General features: G+C 43.9%; 13 protein-coding genes. 4 read left to right on the top strand and 9 right to left on the bottom strand.

What is annotated here, in order from left to right; genetic code table 11:
- Positions 1-45 precede the first annotated feature (45 nt).
- From P2A85_RS19825 to P2A85_RS19850, 6 genes are all read right to left on the bottom strand, one after another.
- Positions 46-1,065, bottom strand: a complete 1,020-nt coding sequence (locus tag P2A85_RS19825) for a glycosyltransferase family 2 protein (RefSeq protein WP_377474970.1) — start codon at positions 1,063-1,065, stop codon at positions 46-48.
- Positions 1,066-1,214: 149 nt separating this feature from the next.
- Positions 1,215-2,426, bottom strand: a complete 1,212-nt coding sequence (locus P2A85_RS19830; RefSeq protein ID WP_377474972.1) for a response regulator — start codon at positions 2,424-2,426, stop codon at positions 1,215-1,217.
- A 173-nt stretch (positions 2,427-2,599) separates the two neighbouring features.
- Entirely contained in the window at positions 2,600-2,827 is a 228-nt protein-coding gene (gene yidD, locus P2A85_RS19835) for a membrane protein insertion efficiency factor YidD (RefSeq protein ID WP_341738256.1), read from the bottom strand.
- A 28-nt stretch (positions 2,828-2,855) separates the two neighbouring features.
- Positions 2,856-3,779, bottom strand: coding sequence for a tRNA pseudouridine(55) synthase TruB (gene truB, locus P2A85_RS19840; protein ID WP_377474974.1), 924 nt, complete (start codon positions 3,777-3,779; stop codon positions 2,856-2,858).
- Positions 3,780-3,788: 9 nt separating this feature from the next.
- A complete protein-coding gene (locus P2A85_RS19845; protein ID WP_377474976.1) occupies positions 3,789-4,544 on the bottom strand; it encodes a calcium-binding protein in 756 nt (251 codons plus the stop codon).
- Between the two features lie 113 nt (positions 4,545-4,657).
- Positions 4,658-6,391, bottom strand: coding sequence for an alpha/beta hydrolase (locus tag P2A85_RS19850; protein WP_377474979.1), 1,734 nt, complete (start codon positions 6,389-6,391; stop codon positions 4,658-4,660).
- A 277-nt stretch (positions 6,392-6,668) separates the two neighbouring features.
- Here P2A85_RS19850 and P2A85_RS19855 point away from each other — a divergent pair, with 277 nt between their 5' ends.
- The 4 genes from P2A85_RS19855 to P2A85_RS19870 all read left to right on the top strand — a co-directional run bounded on the left by P2A85_RS19855 (position 6,669) and on the right by P2A85_RS19870 (position 12,188).
- Positions 6,669-7,649 carry an Npun_R2479 family HD domain-containing metalloprotein gene (locus P2A85_RS19855; RefSeq protein ID WP_340518894.1) on the top strand — a complete coding sequence of 327 codons (981 nt, stop codon included), beginning with the start codon at positions 6,669-6,671 and terminating at the stop codon, positions 7,647-7,649.
- A 137-nt stretch (positions 7,650-7,786) separates the two neighbouring features.
- Positions 7,787-8,851, top strand: a complete 1,065-nt coding sequence (locus P2A85_RS19860) for a hypothetical protein (RefSeq protein WP_377474981.1) — start codon at positions 7,787-7,789, stop codon at positions 8,849-8,851.
- Between the two features lie 123 nt (positions 8,852-8,974).
- A complete protein-coding gene (gene ligA, locus P2A85_RS19865; protein ID WP_377474983.1) occupies positions 8,975-11,587 on the top strand; it encodes an NAD-dependent DNA ligase LigA in 2,613 nt (870 codons plus the stop codon).
- A gap of 157 nt (positions 11,588-11,744) precedes the next feature.
- Positions 11,745-12,188 carry a hypothetical protein gene (locus tag P2A85_RS19870; RefSeq protein ID WP_341738262.1) on the top strand — a complete coding sequence of 148 codons (444 nt, stop codon included), beginning with the start codon at positions 11,745-11,747 and terminating at the stop codon, positions 12,186-12,188.
- 408 nt (positions 12,189-12,596) lie between these two features.
- Here the strand turns inward: P2A85_RS19870 and P2A85_RS19875 are convergent, their stop codons facing one another.
- The 3 genes from P2A85_RS19875 to P2A85_RS19885 all read right to left on the bottom strand — a co-directional run bounded on the left by P2A85_RS19875 (position 12,597) and on the right by P2A85_RS19885 (position 15,466).
- Positions 12,597-13,892, bottom strand: a complete 1,296-nt coding sequence (locus P2A85_RS19875; protein ID WP_377474985.1) for an ABC transporter substrate-binding protein — start codon at positions 13,890-13,892, stop codon at positions 12,597-12,599.
- Positions 13,885-14,550, bottom strand: a complete 666-nt coding sequence (locus P2A85_RS19880) for a glycosyltransferase family 2 protein (RefSeq protein ID WP_377474987.1) — start codon at positions 14,548-14,550, stop codon at positions 13,885-13,887. The genes P2A85_RS19875 and P2A85_RS19880 overlap by 8 nt, the downstream gene beginning before the upstream one ends.
- A gap of 358 nt (positions 14,551-14,908) precedes the next feature.
- On the bottom strand, positions 14,909-15,466 hold the full coding sequence (locus tag P2A85_RS19885; RefSeq protein WP_377474989.1) for a hypothetical protein: 558 nt from the start codon (positions 15,464-15,466) through the stop codon (positions 14,909-14,911).
- Positions 15,467-15,735: the final 269 nt, after the last annotated feature.

A 15,735-nucleotide genomic window follows, 5' to 3' on the forward strand; every position in this document is an offset into this window, starting at 1 on the left:
ATTTGGCATCACTAATCAGCAATCAAAACCAATCAGCAATCAAAACTAATGAATCGCTGCTTCCTTGACTATGAGCCACTGCATTAAATCTTGCCACTCAGGAGACTTAGCTAATAAATCTGCATCCAATTCATTACCAGAATTTTGCGAAAATTCTGTGAAACATTCCGCCCAATCAATGAATGTTTCCACAGGTAAATAAGGAGTATAATTCCAAGAACGCTGCAAAAACATTACCATCTCCACGGGATGACCAGTGCGGTGCAAATACCAAGCAATCCAAACTAAGGTACTGTACTTAATTTGCTTTTCCAGCAAACGTATTTTATCTGGCAATTCAGGGCGGGCAAAAAAATTGTCCATTACCGCCGCTAGGGATTTAGCCTGGGGTAAACCTTTGTACATGGCACTTTGTTCGTGCTGGCGGTAGCAAACAGTTATTTGGCGCAGCCAATCTGCTTCGCATCCCATTAAAGCCAAGCGCAGCACTAAATCTGTATCTTCCGCAGGTGGAAATCGCGGATCGAAGCCACCAGCGAGCTCTAACCAATGGCGGCGAAATATCATCGCGCTGGGCAATACTGGCTTCCACCGGAGCCACATTTCTAAGTCTAATTTAGGCACATTTTGCCATGGTTTGACATCTTGAAGTGGTTCGCCTATACTATTAACTAAGCGCCAGCCACTGTGAACAATTCCTAAATTTGGTTGTGCAGCAAACACCGCCATTTGTGATGCTAATTTTGCGGAAAGAAAGAAGTCATCTGCATCTAAAAAAGCGACAAATTCTCCTCGCGCTAACTTGATGCCGTGATTTCTGGCAAGGGAAACTCCTTGATTCTGTTGATAAACATAGCGAATTCGACGATCGCCATATTTCTCTAAAACTAATCTGGTATCATCTTTGGAGCCGTCGTCAACTACAATAATTTCCCAGTCAGTATAGGTTTGGCCGACAACACTATCGACTGCTTGACCGATGTAAGCAGCGCAATTGTAGGCAGGAATTACCACGCTGACCTGTGGGGGGCGATCGATCGCCAAATCCCTCGTAACATCACTCATATAGGAGAAGGAAGAAGGAAGAAGGAAGAAGGAAGAAGGGAAATGCAATCAAATCGATGGTTTCAGCAATTAAAATTTTCGTAACTCCCGACAAGGTTTCCTTGACGTGTGCACCCTCGGATAGTTTCCAGATAGATAAATATCTCAGATCAAGAATTTGCTAAGGTAAGTCGGTGGGAATTGAGTAAATCGTTGTGGCGAACTGCTAGAGGACTGCGATCGCTTTTTGCTTTCAAATACTTGTCCACTACTTGCAAAATTTTTTCTGGGGAAGCCGGCTTGCTCAAAAAATCCGAACCACCTGTCAGTTTCGCCCGCGTGCGGTCAACGATACTGTCTTTACCGGTCAAAAATACGATCGGAGTTTCCCGAAAAGCCGATGTTTTCCGCAAAAAACTGCATAAAGCAAAGCCTGTTGTCTTAGGCATCAGCACGTCCATAAAAATCAAAGCAGGGTTGTGCTTAGCCAGGAGACTCACTCCCTGCATCGGGTCTTGAATTTTCAGGACTCGATAGCCTCCATCCAATAAAACTTGCTCTAAAAATTCGCATACTGTAGGGCTGTCATCGATGCAAGCAATCAAAGGGCGACCTGGTTTAGCAATGGCCGCCGCCAAACGCCACTGTTCGATGGGCGATGGCAAATCGGGAACGGTGCGAAAATTAACTAAACCCTGCTTTATGTAGTTCTGTAAAGCGCGGGTGGCGACGGTAACACATTGCTTTTTTTTAAATGCTATATCCCACAGAGTATTCTCGCCGTTGAAGACGTTAGCTAGAGTTAGGAAAGAATTAGAACTAAATCGATTTTTTAATTCCGGCGGTAATCTTAAAAGAGGTGCTTGTTCTGGTTCTACCAACCACAAACTCATTGCTTTCCACTTCTGCCACATTTGTTGTGTAGAATACAAAAGTTGCTGTAGCTCTGTTAAAGACACTAGCAAAGAAGGGATAACATGAGACACATATTTTTTTGATGGACGCCACTCTCGGCGCAAATTCGATTGACCCATCAAAGAAAATAACACTTCTGAAAGGCTGGTTTGGACGATCGCCTTAGCTTGTTCCAGGTTCATTTCATTTTTGGCAATTCCTTGCTGAAGCAGTTGATATTCCCACAACTCCCCAGCATCAAGACCTCTGAGATCCACTTGAAAGTTGCGACAGTGTTGACCGACAGCCCTGTACCAACGTCTCGCCCTATGCCATCCTCCAGTCGCATAAACTAGACTGCCTCGAAAAAAGTAGAGTTGCCATTGTTGCTCCCCTTGCTCTAAGAGCAGTTTTCCTGTTGCTTGCTTCTGGCTGAGCACTGCCAGCGTATGAGACAGCATTTTGTACCCGATTGCTGTAGTACACATTTTCACTCGCATCCCCCGTAATCCCTTTATCATATTTTACAACTTTTGAGAAGTGGGGACAAACAGTAATATTACTGAGTTTTTGTGAATATTCGCACTCTACCTCTATCCGCAACTTTTGTTTGTTGCTTGTTACTTGTTGCTGGTTCCTGCTGCTACAAGCGTTTAATTTACTACTCACAATTATCTGGGGGCGGTACGGGGTCATACCCCCCAGGATGCAGAGGTTGACAACGCAAAATCCGCTTAATTGCCATGGAGCCACCGCGAGCAACTCCAAATCTTTCTATTGCTTCGATCGCATATTGAGAACAAGTTGGGTAAAATCTACAGGCGTTGGGTAAGTAAGGGGAAATTCCGATTTTGTAGCCTTGTATTAATCCGATTACTAATATTTTCATATCATTTATTATTTGGTGTCTGCGATCGCTAAAAGACAATTTGAGGAGCCAAGATCTTGTTTGTATCTGACTCAACTACTTGACCGATACCCAAAAACTGACCATCTTCATGATAAACCTGCAAGGGAGAAGATAAGGGAATGGAGGTATTTTTTGCTGATTGCCTACTTTCGATAATTTCTGCTATCGGGAGGCGTTGACCTTGAAACCAGCGTTTGGCATATTCAGGAGAAAGGACGATCGGCCCTAAATGGGCCAAAACCTCTGACGGTAAGATGGGGGAGAATTTATTTTCCTGCAATTGTATTTCTAATTCGGCAAAACTGAGACTTTGTTCGATCGCAAAACCACTACTTTCAGTACGAGTCAAACGAGCTAAAGTGCCACCTACATTCAACATAGCACCCAAATCGCGAGCGATCGCCCGAATATAAGTACCCGCCCCACAGGAAATCGCCAAATCCAATTCAGGAAAATCCCCAGGCCGCCAATCCAAAACTTCCAGCCCAAACACCTCTACTTTCCTAGCAGGAACTTCCACAGTTTCGCCCTTCCTCGCCAATTCATAAAGGCGTTTTCCTCCCACCTGAATGGCACTAAAACTAGGTGGGAACTGCTCAATTTTTCCGATAAAGTTCGGCAGTTTAGTTTGCACTTCTTCTAAACTTAAATCCGGTGCTGGTTGATAAGTCAGGATTTCTCCTTCCAAATCGTCCGTAGCAGTAGTTAAGCCAAAGCGAATCGTACCTTTGTAAGCTTTATGATGTTGGAGAAATTGTAACAGCCTGGTTGCCTTGCCCAGGGCGATCGGCAAAACCCCAGTCACAGCAGGGTCGAGGGTTCCTCCATGTCCGACTCGCTTGAGTTGCAAGAGGCGACGCACTCGCCCCACGCAGTCGTGGGAAGTCATGCCGGCTGGTTTATTTAAATTTAGAAAACCTTCAAAAGTCATTTAACCTATTTAAAGAATGAAGTCAGCCTGACTAATAGAAGTGCGGGGAACTCCGAACAGAGTAGCCAGAGTTTCCTTAGTGCTGGTAAGCTGAATAATTGTACTTGGCCTAGTTCCGCTAGTACCAGCGACAATTGTGAGTTCGGCAAAAGTAAGACCGGCGGCCAAGCGAATGCGATCGCTACCATCAGTAAAATCTGTAATCAAATCCGATTCTGACGAAAAACTGAGCGCAAAGGTATCATTTCCCAGCCCCCCAGTTAAAGTATCTTTACCTTTATCGCCGGAAAGACTATCATCACCAGCACCCCCAAACAAGGAGTCATCGCCAGAACCCCCAAAAAAGGTGTCATTGCCCGCGCCTCCCAACAAAGTATCGTTATCTTGGTTGCCAAATAGCAAGTCATTGCCATCATCTCCAGTTTGGGAATCAGCACCTTTGCCACCATAAAGAGTGTCGTCGCCTTCATTACCCAACATAGTATCGCGACCGCTACCGCCGAATAGACAGTCATTGCCAGCGTCGCCGCGGATGGAGTCGTCGCCATCTTCGCCGTAGATGAGATCGTTACCTCCTAAGCCAAAAATTGTATCCGGGCCTCCCAAACCGAAAATAGTATCAGCGCCGCTAGTACCCGTGAGGGAATCTGGGCCGGAGGTGCCAATCTTGCCAATCCGGGACACTGTTGTACCACCGGGGGTGGGGGTGGGTGTGGGGGTTGGGGTGGGTTTGGGAATTGGTTTCAAAGGGGCTGCTGGTGGCATTGTTAGACCCTGGGTAATTAGAAATTAAAAATTTGCACTTCTAACTTACCCAATTTCTAACAAAATACCTAGATCTCAAGGGCGATCGGATTTTTGATTGCTTCATGGCCAGCTTATCGGGGAACAGGACTCGGCTGAGGTTGAGGAGTTGGGGGTCTAGGGGCGGGGCGACTCGGCTGTGGGGGACTGTTGAGTAACTGTTGCAATTGTTGCGACGTGAGCGATCGCAAAATTCTCAGCCCTAGGGATTCTCTGGAGATGCTTTGAGCGTAGGAGGGTTCCACATACCGACGGAATTGGGACTGGTTGTTCAAATAGCTTTCCATGAAAGCAACGCTGAGTCCGTTGAGGTAGCGACGGGCTAAGGCGGGTTCTGGTCCGATGACATCGGGAGGTGGAGTAAAGATGCTTTGAGGGGATTGGTCGATGGTGGAGAAGTGAGTGCCGTTTTTCATTAATACCAGATATTTGTTGGGCGATGTCAACCAAGTGAAAGGTTGAATTTGTTCGACCAAAGCGGGGGCGACTGTATCGGCGCTGCCTGCGATTACCATGACTGGAATTTGAATTTTACTGAGACTGGTTTCTCCCAGAATGCTGCTGCTAATCGGGTTAACGGCGATCGCAGCTTTGATGCGCGGATCGCCGAAATTGTACTCTAGGCGGTCCAATCCACGGGCGCGGCACTGCAACAGTAGTGAGATGTTCCAAGTGTCGTTTTCTAGCCGACAGTCTTTGTCTAGCTGTGCCAAATTCATGGGTGCCCCGGCTAAGGCCAAAGCGGTGTAACCGCCGAAAGATTGACCGATGATGCCGACTCGCTGCAAGTCTAATTGCCCTCGGTAAGTTGGATTGCTTACAGACAGGCTGGTTAAATAATCTAGCAAGTCTTTGACATCCAGGGGGCGATTGACAAATTCTGCTGGTTCTGCTACTTCGTTTGCTTTGCCTGTGATTAAGTCTTGCAGTTGTTTGGCGTTGCTGCCGGGGTGTTCGGGGACGGCGACGGCAAAGCCGTAGGAGGCTAGGTGTTTGGCTAAATATTCAAAGGAAATGCGATCGGAACCCAAACCATGGGAAATTACCACTACTGGGGCTGGTCGAGGGCTACCCTGGGGCAGATAGATGTCGATGGGAAAGGTGCGATCGCGATTGGGGTTTTTCAGAGTTACCGATGATTTTTTCCAGGTATAGGGGCCTGGTAGTTGGGGTTGTAGTATTTGGGCGGGGGGAATTTCCGGTTCTGACACTGCTTGTTCTTCCGACAATTTGGCTACTCCTTCGATCGCCCGATTGGAACGGTTGATCAGCGTCGTCAGTTCGTTGGCGATGCCCAAGCCACGAGCGATGTCAATCCTGAGCCCGTAGGTGGGAAATTTCCGTAACACGTTGACAATTGTGAGACCTTCTGGGTCGGATGCAGCTAAAATTAAGGCAGCTCGAATCGCGTAAAATCCAGGCTGTCTAGCTTTCGTCTGAATTACTCTACCCAAGCGCTCCAGCAGCAATTCTCCTTGGTCTGTGTAGAGGAATTGGGCGATCGTCACGGGGCTGATTTCAGCACGAGCTTGCAAGGCGCTCTGAATCTGCTCTAGCTGTTCTGGTTTGGCGTACTGAGCGAAGCCGTCTAAGTAGGAGTCTATTTTGCCTTCTGTGGCGAACAGTGCCAGGGAGTCGATCGGAACTGAGACTTCTAGTGGGCCGTAAGTTACGTAAATCCGTTCGGCTGCGATCGCAGGTGTGGCGGTGCAAACAGCCGTAAATGCAAACAATCCTAGGTATTTTTGGATGCCAGAGAGCCGAGTGCGATCGGCACCAGGGGAGGGACTCGGAAACAGAAAGTTCATAACTTTTATACCCAGGACTTCTAATAATTAGTCGCTCAAACAGTCTATATTGTTTCACCAATATTTAATACGCAAAAATCGATCGGTTTCCCATAAATTTAGGTTATGGTGTAAAACATCACCCTAAATCACATTTTGGCTTTAACAAGCCTAGCTTCCTTTTCCTATTCAATGTCTTGATGTTAAGCCTGCTAACATCCCAATTAATTATTTTTGCCATCATCTTTAGATATCTGCGATCGCATCTGTAAGTAAAGTTTGAGTGAGAGAATTTATGATGTTCAATGCCACCGCTATCCTGATAGACGCTTTTGTTCAAGAGCTACAGGCTGGCTATCGCCGTACCTACGGCAAATACAAGCCAGACTACCCAGAAATCATCGCCTGGGCTGGGACAATGGCTCTGGAAAATATCGCTAATTGTGATGCTCTATACCACAACGTAGAACATACCATGCTCGTAGCCCTAGTCGGACAAGAAATTCTCCGGGGCAAGCATATTCGTGAGGGGGGAGTGTCGCCGGAAGATTGGCTGCACTACCTCATATCCCTACTGTGCCACGATATCGGCTACATCAAAGGCGTTTGTCGCCAAGACCAAGAAGCTGTCGGTCTTTATGCAACGGGTATTGACGGCGGCATGGTGTCCGTACCCATTGGCGCAACTTCCGCCAGTTTAACTCCTTATCATGTCGATCGGGGCAAACTGGTAATTGACGAACGCTTCGGCGGCCACACACTAATTGATGCCGAACAAATCAAACGCAATATAGAATTGACTCGCTTTCCAGTTCCTGCAAGCGAAACCCATCAAGACAGAAACAATTATTCGGGACTGGCGCGAGCCGCAGATTTAATTGGTCAATTGAGCGACCCCAATTACCTGCGAAAAATTAGTGCCCTGTTCTACGAATTTGAAGAAGTCGGCACTAATAAAATTCTAGGTTACAAATCTCCGGGAGATTTGCGACAAAACTATGCCAAATTTTATTGGAATGGAGTGTTTCCCTACATTCCGGCCGCTCTCAACTATTTAGACTTAACCCAAGGCGGAAAACAGATTGTTGCGAACCTCTACGCTAATGTCTTTCAGGTAGAACACGCTGAACCCCTCGCTTTCACCAAAGTCAACTCTCAAGATTTGCTTAAATCTCGTGGAAAAGGCAATTTAAAAGGAGAAAAAGATGCTGAAAATTTAGTATTTTCAATTTCTGGAGAAACAAAAAAATTTAACGAATTTCCCGATCTAAATCTCTAATCAGATCGCAGCATTAACACTGACGAAAATCCAGGGAGCCAGAATTAGGATTAAAAAATATTAACCTAGTTACTGACTCTTTTTGTTTGAGGTAAAATAGAGTTAATAACTCGTTGTTTGTTAGGGAGAACTAGGTGATGACAACCAGCAACATTGAAGTCGTTTTTAGCTTTGATACCACCGGCAGTATGTACCCCTGCTTGACCCAAGTTCGCCGCAAAATAAAAGAGACGGTAACAAGACTGCTCGATGAAATTCCAGGCATTCGCATAGGAATTATTGCCCACGGAGACTATTGCGATGCTGGCAGCACCTACGTCACTAAACACCTCGATTTGTCCGGCGATGTCGCCACCATTTGCAATTTTGTGCAAAATGTCCAGCCTACAGGTGGCGGCGATGCTCCCGAATGTTACGAATTAGTATTACACGAAGCTCAGTCACTTTCTTGGACTCCAACTAATGCCAAAACCTTGGTACTAATTGGCGACGATATCCCCCACGCACCGGCTCAAACTCCTCAAAAACTTAACTGGCGTCACGAAGTAGATAAATTAGCACAGATGGGAATAGCCGTTTATGGCATCCAAGCTCTCAACCGTAAGCACGCTACTTTATTCTACAAAGAACTAGCCGAAAAATCTGGCGGTTTTCACCTCAATCTCGACCAATTTTCCTACATCACAGACCTCTTTTTAGCCGTTTGTTACCAACAGTCATCTAGCGAACAGCTACAAGCCTACGAACAAGAAGTTGTCAGTCAAGGTCGGATGAAGCGCGGATTAAACAAAATGTTTGATACCATGCTGAAGCGGGAAGGAGTTGCTGCTTACGAGTCAGCAGAATTGCGAGCCGTAAAACCAGGGAGATTTCAGATTCTGGAAGTAGACAACGAGATTTCAATCAAAGCATTTGTTCTGGAGAATGGTTTGAGTTTTAAAACTGGCCGTGGGTTTTATGAATTTACGAAAACAGAAACGATTCAAGGTAAGAAAGAAATTGTGTTGATGGAGCGTTCCACAGGGGATTTGTTTGAAGGAGTAGCGGCGCGAGAAATGTTGGGTTTACCAATGGGCGAGACAGTTCGCATCAAACCGAGTAATCTAGAAAAGTATGCGGTTTTTGTACAAAGTACCTCTGCCAATCGCAAACTGATGGGGGGAACTCGTTTCCTTTATGAAGTTGAAGATTGGGATCGTTAATCAAACTTAAAAGTCCAAACTGCAACCGCCGATCGACTCGGATAATGCTAAAATTTATACTAAGGCTATATCTGTATTTATCCTCAGTATCGGCGGTTAAAAAATATACACTTTAAAATTAATATGCAGCCCGAAATTAAACAGCGAGTTAAACAATTGAGGAAGCAGCTACAGGAAGCTAGCTATGCTTATTATGTTTTGGATGCCCCGATGTTGGCAGATGAGGTGTACGATCGCCTTTATCGCGAATTACAAAGCCTAGAATCCGAATATCCTGAATTAATCACCGCAGAAAGTCCAACTCAGCGCGTCGGAGAAAAGCCCGCTACTCAATTTTATAGCGTTAAGCACAATATTCCTCTATACAGTTTAGAAAATGCTTTTGATATGGCAGAATTCGCTAAATGGCAGGAGCGATGGCTGCGAAATGCACCCCCCCTCACCCCCCCTTATCAAGGGGGGGGACAAGAAGGAAATTTACCCCCCCTCACCCCCCCTTACCAAGGGGGGGAACAAGAAGGAAATTCACCCCCCCTGACGCTGCCAAATGCACCCCCCCTCACCCCCCCTTATCAAGGGGGGGGACAAGAAGGAAATTCACCCCCCCTGACGCTGCCAAATGCACCCCCCCTCACCCCCCCTTATCAAGGGGGGGAACAAGAAGGAAATTCACCCCCCCTGACGCTGCCAAATGCACCCCCCCTCACCCCCCCTTATCAAGGGGGGGGACAAGAAGGAAATTCACCCCCCCTCACCCCAGCAGGGGAGGCACAAGAAGAAAATGCACCCCCCCTCACCCCCCCTTATCAAGGGGGGGAACAAGAAGGAAATTCACCCCCCCTCACCCCAGCAGGGGAGGCACAAGAAGAAAATGCACCCCCCCTCAGCCCCCCTTACCAAGGGGGGGAACAAGAAGGAAACTCACCCCCCCTGACTAAGACTGGGAAAATTACTCCCCCCCTTAACAAGGGGGGGCTGGGGGGGGTTTCCTATGTTTGTGAATTAAAAATTGATGGTTCAGCCTTAGCATTAACCTATGAAAATGGAGTTTTAGTCCGAGGTGCGACGCGGGGAGACGGCATTTCAGGAGAAGACATTACTCAAAATGTTAAGACAATCCGCTCGATTCCTCTCCAGCTAAATATAGATAATCCGCCACCGATTGTGGAAGTGCGGGGAGAAGCTTTTTTATCCTTAGCGGTGTTTGCAGAAATTAATCGGGAACGGGAAAAAGCAGGAGAACAACTATTTGCTAATCCTCGTAATGCCGCGGCCGGTACGCTGCGACAGTTGGATTCTAAAATTGTGGCTCAGCGCAAGTTAGATTTCTTTGCTTATACTCTACATTTGGAACCCGAAAAAACTCAAAATAAAAATGCAGCCCAGTCTCTTACTCTGGATGGTAAGGAGGAGAACGAACAGATAAAAACTCAATGGGATTCTTTGGAATTGTTGCAAACAATGGGATTTAAAGTGAATCCTAACCGTAAGATTTGCTATTCTTTAGATGAGGTTCAGGAGTATTACGAATTATGGGACACTCAACGGCAAAATTTGCCTTACATGACTGATGGAGTTGTAGTCAAGATTAATTCCGTTGAACTGCAAAAACAGTTGGGTTTTACTCAGAAATTTCCCCGTTGGGCGATCGCCCTTAAGTATCCAGCCCAAGAAGTGCCTACAATAGTAGAAGCCATAACCATCCAAGTAGGTAGAACAGGGGCCTTGACACCTGTAGCAGAACTAACACCAGTGCAGTTAGCCGGAACTACAGTGTCACGGGCTTCTCTCCATAATAGCGATCGACTTTCCGACTTAAATCTCCACATTGGCGATACTGTAATTGTCAGAAAAGCTGGAGAGATTATACCAGAAGTGGTGCGAGTTTTACCAGAACTTCGTCCAGCTTCTGCTCAACTATTTCAAATGCCTACTTGCTGTCCAGAATGCCAACAACCTGTGGTTCGCCAAAAAGGGGAGGCCGTTACCCGCTGCATTAATACATCTTGTCCCGCGATTTTGCGGGGTTCCCTGATTCATTTTTGCAGTCGGGATGCGCTAGATATTAATGGTGTTGGAGAAAAATTGGTGCAGCAGATGGTTGATAGCAATTTGCTAAATTCTGTCGCAGATTTGTATGATTTAACACCAGAAAAATTGATGAACTTAGAGCGAATGGGTGCTAAATTAGCCGAAAAGTTAGTAAATGCGATCGGCCAATCAAAAACTCAACCTTGGTCGCGCGTACTTTACGGTTTGGGGATTCGGCACGTCGGAAGCGTTAACGCCCAATTGCTGACAGAAAGATTTACCAATGTCGAAGAATTAGCCTCAGTATCCGCCGCAGCCATTGAAGGTGTTTATGGGATTGGTCCAGAAATTGCTCAATCGGTTTATCAGTGGTTTCAAGTTCCGGCCAATCAAACTTTAATTGAACGGTTGAAAACTACAGGATTGCAATTAAAATCCGAAGTTAAAAATCACAGTTCCACACAACATAATTTGCCCTTAGCTGGCAAAATCTTTGTCATCACTGGAACTTTGCCAACTTTAAAACGAGATGAAGCTAAAGATTTGATTCAAAAAGCAGGAGGGAAAGTCACCAATTCCGTTAGTGCTAAAACCAACTATGTAGTTGTCGGAGAAGACGCAGGCTCTAAGTTAGAAAAAGCTCAATCTTTAGGAATACACCAACTTTCAGAATCAGAGTTAATACAACTGCTAGAGCAACCATAAATCCTGGGTAAAACTTAATGTATACCTCATGTATACCTCTGAACTCTTTCTCTGCGCCCTCTGCGCCCTCTGCGGTTCAAAAAAGCTCCTTTGACTGCAACGTAAATTTTGCTAAAATTAATCTAGTACACTCAATCCAAGCCCAAGGAAATACATTATGTCAGAAATTCCAACAGAACAAACACCAACAAATTTACCAATTCCAGAAACAACCCCACAAACAACTACCCAAAGCTCCATTTCTGCGGTGGACAACTTGAAAAATACTTTAGGAAATTTCCTCAATAGTTGGAAATTGAAAGCCGGAGTAGCAGTTGCTGTAGTCTTGGGAGTGTTCCTATTAACTTTTTACTGGCAGCATATCATCGCAGTGGTAGGTATGAAAAGTTGGTCGGCGCGATCGGGTGCTAAGGCGATCGAATGTATGGTAAGAGATACTAATGACGACCAGTATGTCAGTTGCAGTGCCCTCCTCGATCAGCAGATTGTCCCTCTGGAGTGCAGTGCGAGTTTATTCAACATCGGTTGTCGAGTCAATTATGGAACTGCTGCACCTAATCTGAGACTGATGAGCCCCAGAGCTGCTACTGGTATCAGATGATGGTTGAATCAACAGATTTTTTACTAAAATAGGGGACTTACAAAAGATTTGCCATCATGAATAAACTTCAGAAATAAAGCTCAAAAAAATTTTGTCACGACTTACGCAAAAAACCCGGTTTATGATCCCAAATCGTCCGGTGCATCTCAATGAGTGCAAATATATTCGTAGGGGCGAAGCATGACCACTGTAAATCTCTCGTTATCACTAATAAATTTTCCGCGGTCATGCTTCGCCTATGCAAAATCGGGATGCTCCCAAATCGTCGCTTTCTCACCTGAAATATTGATATCAATTCCGGTTGTATCGGAATGATTAAACCACAGAGAACACAGAGGACACAGAGAAAGAGAGGAGAGAAATAATAATTCCGATGTAACCGATGTAAATATTTGGGATCAATATTTTCTATTTTCCTTCCCAAATCAAATCTAAACGATCTTGAGATTCTTGTAAGGCTTTTTCTACAGGTTGTCCTAGCATAGAAGCTTCGATGGCGCGACCTAAATTTTGTGAAATGCGACTATATCCCGCGATAATAGGACGCGAGCCGGCAACAGACATTTGATCTACAAAAACTTTAATCACAGGTTTTCGTTTGATAAATTCTTGATAAGCTTGACTCTGCGCTGATTTCATATTAGCCGGTAAAAATCCAGTGCCAATACTCCATTTGGTTTGAAATTGTTCGCTCAAAGCATACTCCAAAAACTTGAGGGCAGCCTTCTGTCTTTCGGGAGTAGTTTTCATCACAAATAATGTCCCAGTTCCCGTGACTGTGGCTGGCCGAATATCGATCGGCACTGGAAAAACCCCATAATCGACATTACTTTTCATAATATACGTCCAAGGGCCAGTAATTTGCATCGCGACACGGCCAGAAATAAAATCATCTTCTTCATAACCTCTTTCTGGCATTGATAAAGTCGCGGAACCATCTTTTAATAAATCTTGCCAAAATTGTATAGCCTTAATCGCCCCCGGATTCATTAAATTAGGGCGATTATTTTCGATTATTTGACCATTGGCACTTAGTAAAAAGGGAAACCAAGTGAAAGTAGTCCATTCTCCTTTACCAAAAGGAATTAACATTCCATACTGTTCTGGTTTCCCATCGGAGTCCCTATCGATAGTTAGTTTTTTCGAGACTTCCCTTAATTCTTCCCAAGTTTTAGGTAATTCGGTGATTCCGGCTGCTTTAAATAATTTAGGACGGTAAAAAATCCCTATAGAACTGGTAGAGATAGGCACTGACCATGTATGACCGTTTAATTGAATTTCTTCAAGAACACGGGGATACAATTCTGACTTCACTGGCAATTTGTCTAACCAATCTTCCAGTGGAACAATGGCATCTAAGTTGACAAATTGACCTGTCATTTGGGGGTAAAAAGAAAGGATATCCGGTGGAGAATTACCCACCACAGATGTCAGGATTTTTGGTAATTGTTGGTCTAGTTCACCGGCGAAAATAGATTCTACCTGAATGTCAGGATTTTTCTGATTAAATTCTGCAACTAATTTTTGGAATACATCTCGGTTGACAGGAGGGTTAATTCCTTGCCATAGGGTTAAGTGAATGACTCCATCATTTTTGTGACTGACGGTTTGGCATCCTGTAAAAACAAACAAACCTACAGCGAGGATAATCGCGATTAAAGCACTTTTTTTGGGTGAAGCGATCGCCTTTATTTTCTTAATCATTATTTAAATCAATATTTGCTGTAAAACTCTTACTCACACTGTCTTCCGCTCTGGTGTAAATATAAGTACGAGGCTGAGAAATTTTTACCGCTTTGAATTTTTTTTCTGCCCTTTCCCATAAATCGGTATCCTCTCCATAGGAAATATTTTGAAACCCTTTTAATTCAAACAAAACATGACGTTTGAGAAAAAAAGTAGCACCCATAACACACTCTCTAGCATTAATTAGTTTTCCCGGTTGATAATAATCAGCTACAAAAATATCTCCATCCGTCTCAAAACCACCCGCAATACAATCCACTTCAGGATTAGCTTTCATATACTCCAAACGGGATTCTAAGTGATTTGGCATATATCGATCGTCGCTATCTAGAAAAGTAATGTATTTACCGAAAGATGCTTGAATACCCGCATTTCGGGAGAATCCCATTTTCCGGTTTTTATGCTTGAAATAGCGGATATTTTCATGTTTTTCCAGAAAGGGATTAATGATGTCAAATGTATCATCTTGACTGCCATCATCTATAATAAGTAACTCCCAATCTTTAAAGGTTTGATTGAGTACGCTATTAATGCAATCGCTCAAATATTTAGCTCGATTGTAAGTAGGTACAATAATTGATATTTCTGGGATATAAGAAAAACTCAGAGGACTCATAGGTGTAAAAAAATGAGAAATTGTATATTTTGCAAGATATTGGCAAATTGAAACTTGAAAAATTTAGACTTATTCTATCATATTTTAATCAAAATATCAAGGTATTATATCAGCAATGTAGCTATAGCAATCCTAAATCATTTGTGAATTTCTTACTCCCTCCCCTTAATAAGGGGAGGGTTGGGGTGGGGTAAAAAACTTTACGACTCATTTAGGACTGCTATAGCAATATACACCCTAGCTACTTTTGCTAATTTAATGGTACATGATTTGATTAAGACCGTAGTGCTAATCAGGGTATGGGAGGAGAGAGGGATGATTTATAGCAATTTTCCTGTTCTGCTGTCTGGATTGTTATTTAACAATGCAATCCTTTAATTTCGATGAGTAACAATTCGTTGCCATCAATCCAATGAAATACCTCCTTTGAAACAACATTATAAGCTTCAAAGTCTTCGATACACCATGAACTTATGTGCTCTTCGTGTGGGTTATTGAACACTTCTTCTTGTGGCCACAATCCCAAGGGAATATTAATGATTATTTTTTTCCCTTTTTTGATGATTTTTTCAATTAAAGCGACGGCTTCATCTTTATGTAGATGTTCAAGAATATCACCAACAATGATTAAATCATAGTTGCTGACATCATCAATAACTTTTTGTGCGTCTCCTAGGAAAATCTGGTCATACAAAAACCGATGAGTATCCAGAATATAAGGCTCAAAAATCTCAATGCCATCTATCTTAATACGCCATTCCGATTTGTTGTATCTTCCTTGCCCAATTTCCAGATATTCTCGTAACAGAAATCCCCATTTGCCAAAACCAATACCAATATCTAGTACAGATTTAGGAGAAATGTCCCATATTTTCTCAATTGTAGGAGAAATATGTTTCCAGCTCGATGACGGCATATAATTACCTGCTATTGATTATGCGATCTTAAAGCGTACCATTTATAGGTAAAAAAAGGTTGCTAATTTGACCGGCAAGATTTTTAATATCTCACTTATCTGGTGCTCGTGTCAAGTATGAGTTGCTTCCAGATGCCTATGCTTAAGCTACCCGATATGTCAAGTATAATTTGTACCACATTAGATGAAGTTAGGTATATTTTTCTACCGTCCCCTAATTGTAATGCCAAAAAAATCCAGACTTCTGAGTCTATTTATCTCCGATCTTA

Source organism: Microcoleus anatoxicus (genome assembly GCF_042465725.1).
In the GTDB taxonomy this organism is placed as follows: Bacteria; Cyanobacteriota; Cyanobacteriia; order Cyanobacteriales; family Microcoleaceae; genus Microcoleus; species Microcoleus anatoxicus.

Excerpts from the sequence above, each read along its gene's own strand:
- P2A85_RS19825 (WP_377474970.1), bottom strand. The coding sequence starts at position 1,065 with ATGAGTGATGTTACGAGGGATTTGGCGATCGATCGCCCCCCACAGGTC.
- P2A85_RS19830 (WP_377474972.1), bottom strand. The coding sequence starts at position 2,426 with ATGTGTACTACAGCAATCGGGTACAAAATGCTGTCTCATACGCTGGCA.
- yidD (WP_341738256.1), bottom strand. The coding sequence starts at position 2,827 with ATGAAAATATTAGTAATCGGATTAATACAAGGCTACAAAATCGGAATT.
- truB (WP_377474974.1), bottom strand. The coding sequence starts at position 3,779 with ATGACTTTTGAAGGTTTTCTAAATTTAAATAAACCAGCCGGCATGACT.
- P2A85_RS19845 (WP_377474976.1), bottom strand. The coding sequence starts at position 4,544 with ATGCCACCAGCAGCCCCTTTGAAACCAATTCCCAAACCCACCCCAACC.
- P2A85_RS19850 (WP_377474979.1), bottom strand. The coding sequence starts at position 6,391 with ATGAACTTTCTGTTTCCGAGTCCCTCCCCTGGTGCCGATCGCACTCGG.
- P2A85_RS19855 (WP_340518894.1), top strand. The coding sequence starts at position 6,669 with ATGTTCAATGCCACCGCTATCCTGATAGACGCTTTTGTTCAAGAGCTA.
- P2A85_RS19860 (WP_377474981.1), top strand. The coding sequence starts at position 7,787 with ATGACAACCAGCAACATTGAAGTCGTTTTTAGCTTTGATACCACCGGC.
- ligA (WP_377474983.1), top strand. The coding sequence starts at position 8,975 with ATGCAGCCCGAAATTAAACAGCGAGTTAAACAATTGAGGAAGCAGCTA.
- P2A85_RS19870 (WP_341738262.1), top strand. The coding sequence starts at position 11,745 with ATGTCAGAAATTCCAACAGAACAAACACCAACAAATTTACCAATTCCA.
- P2A85_RS19875 (WP_377474985.1), bottom strand. The coding sequence starts at position 13,892 with ATGATTAAGAAAATAAAGGCGATCGCTTCACCCAAAAAAAGTGCTTTA.
- P2A85_RS19880 (WP_377474987.1), bottom strand. The coding sequence starts at position 14,550 with ATGAGTCCTCTGAGTTTTTCTTATATCCCAGAAATATCAATTATTGTA.
- P2A85_RS19885 (WP_377474989.1), bottom strand. The coding sequence starts at position 15,466 with ATGCCGTCATCGAGCTGGAAACATATTTCTCCTACAATTGAGAAAATA.